This is a genomic window from Streptomyces sp. NPDC017890 (assembly GCF_044328675.1).
Classification (GTDB): domain Bacteria; phylum Actinomycetota; class Actinomycetes; order Streptomycetales; family Streptomycetaceae; genus Streptomyces.
On the sequence record NZ_JBIRHU010000021.1, the window covers coordinates 142,944 to 150,572 of the forward strand.

The following is a 7,629-nucleotide window of genomic DNA, read 5'->3' on the forward strand; positions in this document are numbered from 1 at the left end:
CCGTCCCTCAAGGAGGTACGTGGATGACCAGTACGGTCCCCGCGCTCGGAACCCGTACGGCCGAAGGCTCCGCCCTGCAGGCCGTGCTGCTCGACATGGACGGCACCCTGGTGGACACCGAGGGCTTCTGGTGGGACGTCGAGGTCGAGGTCTTCGCCTCCCTCGGCCACACCCTCGACGACTCCTGGCGCCACGTGGTCGTCGGCGGCCCGATGAGCCGCAGCGCGGGATTCCTGATCGAGGCCACCGGGGCGGCCATCTCGCTCGCCGAACTCAGCGTGCTGCTCAACGACGGCTTCGAGAAGCGCATCGGCCGTACCCTGCCGCTCATGCCGGGAGCCGCCCGGCTGCTCGCGGAGCTCTCCGCGCACGAGATTCCCACAGCCCTGGTCTCCGCCTCGCACCGGCGCATCATCGACCGCGTGCTGACCTCGCTGGGCCCCCAGCACTTCGGCCTCACCGTCGCCGGCGACGAGGTGCCGCGCACCAAGCCCCACCCGGACCCGTACCTGGCCGCCGCGGCCGGACTCGGCGTGGACCCGGCCCGGTGTGCCGTCGTCGAGGACACCGCGACCGGGGTCGCCGCCGCCGAGGCCGCCGGCTGCCACGTCGTGGCGGTGCCCTCGGTCGCCCCCATCACCCCGGCCACCCGGCGCACGGTGGTCGGCTCACTGGAAGACGTCGACCTGACATTTCTGCGCGGACTGATGACGCAAATGCGCTAGGCGTTCACCCAGCGTGCAGCGGCGTTCCACGGGAATTCCGGAAACGGCTGTGCGAGGCAACGCGGGGAACGGGCGCGGGCGAATTCCGCCGCTCCGGATGGCCGAATTCCGGTACATGTCAGCGAACGCCCATGTGTGACGTTCGCCACGTTCCCGGGGGTCGACAGGGGGTCGTGGCTGTGCTGCCTCGCTCCTGGCGAACGTTGTCGAGGCGCCCATGTGTCCTGATTGATGAAATGCTGCACCAATCCTTCCGCTGTCGGGTTTTCGGTGTGTCCACGCCCGGTTTCGCTCTGTGATGAGGCCTCAACTCCGGTGGCTGCGAACCCCCCTGCGGGCGCGGACTAATCTCGTCGCGAGAACATCGGCCACTACCCCCGTGATCCGCCGCGACACCCCTGCATGCCGGATACACGGACCGACAGCTCTGGAGAAACTCGAGCATGAACCGCAAGACTTTGGTGCTGCCGGCCGTCGTCGGCCTGCTCGCGCCGGTGCTCGCCGCCTGCGGCGGGTCCGACAGCGGCAGCGGCGGGGATGCGATCGTCGTCGGCACCACGGACCGGTTCACCGCCTCGAAGGAGGCACCCGCGCCCCTCGATCCGGCGTACGCCTACGATGTCGGCTCCTGGAACATCCTGCGTCAGACCACGCAGACCCTGATGATCCAGCCCCGCGGCGACGGTGAGCCCGTACCCGAGGCCGCCCAGCAGTGCGGATTCACCGACACCGGCAACGAGCGCTACTCCTGCACCCTGCGTGACGGCCTGAAGTTCGCCAACGGCGACGCCATCACCGCGGAGGACGTGAAGTTCTCCATCGAGCGCGCCCTGTCCCTCGAGGCCGACAGCCTGGTGTTCGCGCTCCTGTCGACCATCGACACCATCGAGACGCAGGGCGACCGCGAGGTCATCTTCCACCTCAAGACCGCCGACGCCACCTTCCCGTTCAAGCTGTCGACCCCGGTCGCGGGCATCGTCAACAAGGACGACTACCCCAAGGAGAAGCTGCGCGAGGGCTTCGAACTGGACGGCTCCGGTCCGTACACCATGAAGGCCGAGGTCAAGGACGGCGCACTGACCAAGGCCGTGTTCACCAAGAACCCCGACTACAAGGGGAGCCTGAAGGTGAACAACGACAAGGTCGAGATCGTGTCGTTCGGCGACGCGGAGGCCATGGGCGAGGCGCTCGACAAGGGCGACATCGACCTGATGACCCGTGCGATGACGCCGGACCAGATCCAGAAGCTCTCCAAGGCCACGGACGGCGACGTCGACCTGGTCGAGGTGGCCGGCCTCGAGATCCGGTACCTGGCCTTCAACACGGACGCGCCGACGGTGAAGGACAAGGCCGTCCGCAAGGCGGTGGCCCAGGTCATCAACCGCAGTGAACTCGTCTCCGGGGTCTACGGCTCCCAGGCCGAGCCGCTCTACTCGATGGTCCCGGCCGGCATCACCGGGCACTCCAACTCGTTCTTCAACACGTACGGCGACCCGAGCGTCGCCAAGGCCAAGGCCGTGCTGGAGGACGCGGGCGTCACCACTCCGGTGAAGTTCACGATGCACTACACGACGGACCACTACGGTGCCGCGACCAAGCAGGAGTTCGAGCAGCTTCAGAAGCAGCTGAACGACAGCGGTCTCTTCGACGTCGACATCCAGGGCACGCCCTGGGAGAAGTTCCGCCCGGCGGAGCTGAAGGGCGAGTACGACGTCTTCGGCATGGGATGGTTCCCCGACTTCCCGGACGCGGACAGCTTCCTCGCGCCGTTCCTCGACAAGGACAACACCCTCAACTCGCCGTACGCGAACCCGGAGATCATCAACACCCTGATCCCCGAGTCCCGGCGTGAGGCCGACCGGCTCTCCGCCGCGGACAGCCTCACCCGGATCCAGGACTTCATCGCCATCGACGCCCCGATGATCCCGCTGTGGCAGGGCAAGCAGTACGTCGCCGCCCGCGACGACATCACGGGCACGGCCTACGCCCTCAACTCCTCCTCGACGCTCCAGCTGTGGGAGCTGGGCCGGGGCGTGAGCGGCTGACCCCCGCCGGACAGAACCCGAAGGGCGCCCTCTTCTCGTCGGAAGAGGGCGCCCTTCGGGTTTCGTACGCGCCGACCCCGGCGCACACGGAGCCGGCCTACTGCGCGCCGGGGCGGACCAGGCCGCTCTCGTACGCGTACACCGCGGCCTGCACCCGGTCACGCAGACCGAGCTTGGTCAGCACATGACCCACGTGCGTCTTGACGGTGGTCTCGCTGACGAAGAGGTCGGCGGCGATCTCCGCGTTGGACAGGCCGCGGGCCACCAGCTTCAGCACCTCGACCTCACGGTCCGTCAGCGTGTGCAGCGCGTCCGGCACCGGCTCCTCGCCGGAGGGCAGATGCGTGGCGTACTTGTCGAGCAGCCGCCTGGTGATGCTCGGCGCGAGCATCGCCTCGCCGCTCGCCACCACGCGGATCGCCTGCACCAGTTCATTGGCCGGAGCGTCCTTCAGCAGGAACCCGCTGGCGCCCGCCTTCAACGCCTCCACCACGTACTCGTCGAGGTCGAAGGTGGTCAGCACCAGCACCTTCGCCGGGCCGTCCCGCTCGGGTCCGGTGATCTGCCGGGTCGCCTCCACACCGTCCATCCGCGGCATGCGGATGTCCATCAGCACCACATCGGGCTGCAGCGCCCGCACCTGGTCGAGTGCCTGGAGGCCGTCTCCGGCCTCGCCGACGACCGCGATGTCCTGCTCCGCCTCCAGAATCATCCGGAAGCCTGTGCGCAGCAGCGGCTGGTCGTCGACCAGTAGGACGCGGATGGCCACGTAAGTCTCCTTCGCTAGTCCGGTCCCATTCTGCCCTGCTCGGTGCCACCGGAGTCGGCCGCCCTCACGGGCAGCGGATAGGGCGGGGGAGTACCCCCGAACTCCGGGCAGTGCGCCTGGTGATCGCACCAGCCGCACAGCTTCGTGGGACGCGGACGCCAGTCGCCCGTCTCGGTCGCCAGCCGGATGGCCTCCCACAGCGCCAGCAGCTTGCGCTCGACCCGCTCCAGGTCGGCGGGGACCGGGTCGTACGTGAGCACATCACCGCTGCCGAGATAGACGAGCTGCAGCCGACGCGGGACGACCTTCTTCAGCCGCCACACCACCAGCGCGTAGAACTTCATCTGGAACAGCGCGCCCTCGGCGTACTGCGGCCGGGGTGCCTTGCCCGTCTTGTAGTCGACGATCCGCACCTCGCCGGTGGGCGCCACGTCGACCCGGTCGATGATGCCGCGCAGCCGCAGTCCGGAGTCCAGCTCGGCCTCGACGAACAGCTCCCGCTCGGCGGGCTCCAGCCGGCTCGGGTCCTCCAGGGTGAACCAACGCTCGACCAGCCGCTCCGCCTCGCCGAGCCACCGCGCGAGCCGCTCGCCCTCCGGGTCGTCGGCGAACAGCTCACCGACCTCCGGCCTGCTCTCCCGCAGCCGGTCCCACTGACCCGGGACCAGCGACTTCGCCCGCGGCGCGGTGCGCTCCGCCGCCGGGGCGTCGAAGAGCCGCTCCAGTACCGCGTGCACCAGGGTGCCCCTCGTCGCCGCCTCGCTCGGCTTCTCCGGCAGGCGGTCGATGACCCGGAACCGGTACAGCAGCGGGCACTGCATGAAGTCGCCGGCCCGGGAGGGCGAGAGCGAGGAGGGCGCCGCGGGCACGGGTGCGGGGGCCGGGGTGGCGGCCGCCGTGTCCGGCGCCGCGTCCCCGTGGTCCGTCACCGTCGCCGCCGGTGGGGCGGATCCGCCGGTGTCCTCCGCGACATCCTCGATGCTCGTCTCCATGCCCACAGACCTTACGTCCCGCCACTGACACAGCCCCGGCCCGCGGCTGTGACCCGTGCGGCGGAAGGGAAGCACAGGGGTGCCGGGGCGGAACGGACCGCGAGGGACGCATACCATCGACAGGAGACCCTCCCGCCCGGCAGGCGGGGGAGACGCTTCGAACGAGGGGACACCGTGGACGTGAGCGGCGGGAGCGGGCAGCCGCGGTCCGGCAACGACGAGTCGGCCGAGCCCCAGGCAGGGCCCCCGGCCGAGGACGCCGCCCAGCCGGGACCCGCGGATTCCGGCCCGCCCGGAAAACGCCCCGAGGAGCAGTCCCGAACGGCGACCGGGACCGCCGAGAGCCTCCCGCCCGCCCCGGGTCCGAAAACGCCGGGGCCCCAGACGCCCGGGACTCAGCCGGAGCCCCGGACGCCCGGGACTCAGCCGCCCGGACCCGAGACGGCGGGACGCCCGGCGCCCGCTCCCGAGACGCAGGGTCCCGAGACGCTGATCCTCAGGAAACCGGGCTCCGCGGCGCAGGGGGAGAGCCCCGCGGGAGCCGCCGCCGCACGGAACGAGACCGGGCGGAACACCCCGGACGACGCAACCCCGGACACGTATCCGAACTCGCAGACACCCCACCGCCCGGCCGCCCCGTCACGGGATCCGTCCGCCGGCGACGGCACCGAAGACCGGGGATCCACCCCGCCCCCCGGCGGCGGCGACCACCCCGACCACACACCCGCCGCGCCCGGCCACGGCAGTCGCCACACCCGCGCCGACCGACCGCGTGCCGACGCCCACGCCGACGCAGGGGCCGGTCCGGGACGGCCACCGCAGCGGCGGCCGGAGCCCGGGGGCGGACTGCTCATGGGCCGGCCCTTCGGCGTGCCCGTGTACGTCGCGCCCAGCTGGTTCCTGGTCGCCGCCCTGATCACCTGGGTGTTCGGCGGCCAGCTCGACCGCGTACTGCCCGAGCTGGGCGCCGCCCGATACCTGGTCTCACTCTTCTTCGCGGTCGCCTTCTACGCCTCCGTCCTCGTCCACGAACTGGCCCACACCGTCGCCGCCCTCCGCTTCAAACTCCCGGTCCGCCGCATCCAGCTCCAGTTCTTCGGCGGCGTCTCCGAGATCGAGAAGGAGGCCGAGACCCCCGGCCGCGAGTTCGTCCTGGCCTTCGTCGGCCCCCTGCTCTCCCTCGTCCTCGCCGGCGTCTTCTACGCCGCACTGCTGCCCGTCGAGCCCGACAGCGTCCCCGGCGTCCTGCTGGCCGGCCTGATGGTCTCCAATCTCCTCGTGGCCGCCTTCAACCTCCTGCCCGGCCTCCCCCTCGACGGCGGCCGGATGCTCCGCGCCGTCGTCTGGAAGATCACCGGCAAACCCATGCACGGCACGATCGCCGCCGCCTGGGTCGGCCGGGTGCTCGCCATCGCCGTGCTGATCGGCCTGCCACTGCTCACCCAGTCCCTCGGCTCCGGCGCCGCCGACGACGTCGGCATGGACACCGTCCTGGACGCCCTGCTCGCCGCCATCCTCGCCGCGATCATCTGGACCGGCGCCGGAAACAGCCTGCGCATGGCCCGCCTGCGCGAACACCTCCCGGAACTGCGGGCCCGCGCCCTCACCCGGCGCGCCGTCCCCGTCCCCGCCGACACCCCGCTCTCCGAGGCCCTGCGCCGCGCCAACGCCTCCGGGGCCCGCGCCCTGGTCGTCGTCGACGGCGACGGCAGGCCCGTCTCGCTGGTCCGCGAGGCCGCCATCGTCGGCGTACCCGAACACCGCCGCCCGTGGGTGCCGGTCAGCACCCTCGCCCAGGACCTCACCGACGGCATGCGCCTGTCGGCAGAACTGTCCGGCGAGGAACTCCTGGACGCCCTGCGCGCCAACCCCGCGACCGAGTACCTGGTGGTCGAGGAGACCGGCGAGATCTACGGCGTCCTGTCCGCGGCCGACGTCGAGCGTGCCTTCGTCAAGGCCATGGCCCGGCCCTCCTGAGCACCGTGCTCCTGAAGCGGTGGTCGGCGGCCCCGCCGGGGACCGGTAGGCTGGTCACATGTCCGAACCGACCGGTGCCGCCCGCAGGCGCGGGCCCTTCAAGGTCGGGGACCAGGTTCAGCTGACCGACCCCAAGGGCCGCCACTACACGTTCACGCTCGAGGCCGGGAAGAACTTCCACACCCACAAGGGTTCCTTCCCCCACGACGAACTGATCGGTGCTCCCGAGGGCAGCGTTGTCCGCACCACCGGGAACGTCGCCTACCTCGCGCTGCGCCCCCTGCTCCCCGACTACGTCCTGTCCATGCCCCGCGGGGCAGCCGTCGTCTACCCGAAGGACGCGGGGCAGATCCTCGCCTTCGCCGACATCTTCCCCGGCGCACGCGTCGTCGAGGCAGGCGTGGGCTCCGGCTCCCTCAGCAGCTTCCTGCTGCGCGCCATCGGCGACCAGGGCATGCTGCACTCCTACGAGCGCCGCGAGGACTTCGCCGAGATCGCCCAGCAGAACGTGGAGCGCTACTTCGGCGGCCCGCACCCCGCCTGGCAGCTCACCGTCGGCGACCTCCAGGACAACCTGTCCGACACCGACGTCGACCGCGTCATCCTCGACATGCTCGCCCCCTGGGAGTGCCTGGAGGCCGTCTCCAAGGCACTCGTGCCCGGCGGCATCCTGTGCTGCTACGTCGCGACGACGACCCAGCTCGCCCGGACCGTCGAGTCCATCCGCGAGATCGGCTCCTTCAACGAACCGACCTCCTGGGAGTCGATGATCCGCAACTGGCACGTCGAGGGACTGGCCGTCCGCCCGGACCACCGGATGATCGGCCACACCGGCTTCCTGCTGACCGCCCGCCGTCTCGCGGACGGCGTGGAGCCGCCCATGCGCCGCCGCCGCCCCGCCAAGGGCGCCTACGGCGAGGACTACGACGGCCCCAACGCCGGCGGAGGCTCCGGCCGCTGAGACGGCCCCGTGCCGCGATCAACGCACAGGCGCCGGGGGGGGGGGGGGGGGCGCCCCCCCGGGGCGACCCCCCCCCCCCCCGCGGGGGGGGGGGGCGCGGGCGGGGGGGGGGGGCCCCCCCCCCCCCCGACCCCCCCCCCCCCCCCCCCCCCCCCCGGAG

The 7,629-nt window shown here is 71.6% G+C and carries 6 protein-coding genes; 4 read left to right on the forward strand and 2 right to left on the reverse strand.

The annotated features are described in order from the left end of the window. Positions 1–23 precede the first annotated feature (23 nt). Both ACH4F2_RS26730 and ACH4F2_RS26735 read left to right on the forward strand, forming a co-directional pair. Positions 24–725, forward strand: coding sequence for an HAD family hydrolase (locus tag ACH4F2_RS26730; RefSeq protein WP_398135284.1), 702 nt, complete (start codon positions 24–26; stop codon positions 723–725). A 443-nt stretch (positions 726–1,168) separates the two neighbouring features. Next, positions 1,169–2,770 (forward strand): ABC transporter substrate-binding protein, encoded by a 1,602-nt coding sequence (locus tag ACH4F2_RS26735; RefSeq protein ID WP_398135285.1) that lies wholly within the window; start codon positions 1,169–1,171, stop codon positions 2,768–2,770. Positions 2,771–2,867: 97 nt separating this feature from the next. Here ACH4F2_RS26735 and ACH4F2_RS26740 read toward each other — a convergent pair whose 3' ends face one another. Further along, on the reverse strand, positions 2,868–3,539 hold the full coding sequence (locus ACH4F2_RS26740; protein WP_398135286.1) for a response regulator: 672 nt from the start codon (positions 3,537–3,539) through the stop codon (positions 2,868–2,870). A 14-nt stretch (positions 3,540–3,553) separates the two neighbouring features. Beyond that, positions 3,554–4,531, reverse strand: coding sequence for a RecB family exonuclease (locus ACH4F2_RS26745; RefSeq protein WP_398135287.1), 978 nt, complete (start codon positions 4,529–4,531; stop codon positions 3,554–3,556). A 174-nt stretch (positions 4,532–4,705) separates the two neighbouring features. Between ACH4F2_RS26745 and ACH4F2_RS26750 the strand changes: the two genes are divergently transcribed. Continuing rightward, on the forward strand, positions 4,706–6,508 hold the full coding sequence (locus ACH4F2_RS26750) for a site-2 protease family protein (RefSeq protein WP_398135288.1): 1,803 nt from the start codon (positions 4,706–4,708) through the stop codon (positions 6,506–6,508). A 58-nt stretch (positions 6,509–6,566) separates the two neighbouring features. Continuing rightward, the gene (locus ACH4F2_RS26755) at positions 6,567–7,469 is read left to right on the forward strand and encodes a tRNA (adenine-N1)-methyltransferase (RefSeq protein WP_398135289.1); all 903 of its coding nucleotides are present in this window, start codon (positions 6,567–6,569) and stop codon (positions 7,467–7,469) included. Positions 7,470–7,629: the final 160 nt, after the last annotated feature.

Excerpts from the sequence above, each read along its gene's own strand:
- ACH4F2_RS26730 (WP_398135284.1), top strand. The coding sequence starts at position 24 with ATGACCAGTACGGTCCCCGCGCTCGGAACCCGTACGGCCGAAGGCTCC.
- ACH4F2_RS26735 (WP_398135285.1), top strand. The coding sequence starts at position 1,169 with ATGAACCGCAAGACTTTGGTGCTGCCGGCCGTCGTCGGCCTGCTCGCG.
- ACH4F2_RS26745 (WP_398135287.1), bottom strand. The coding sequence starts at position 4,531 with ATGGAGACGAGCATCGAGGATGTCGCGGAGGACACCGGCGGATCCGCC.
- ACH4F2_RS26755 (WP_398135289.1), top strand. The coding sequence starts at position 6,567 with ATGTCCGAACCGACCGGTGCCGCCCGCAGGCGCGGGCCCTTCAAGGTC.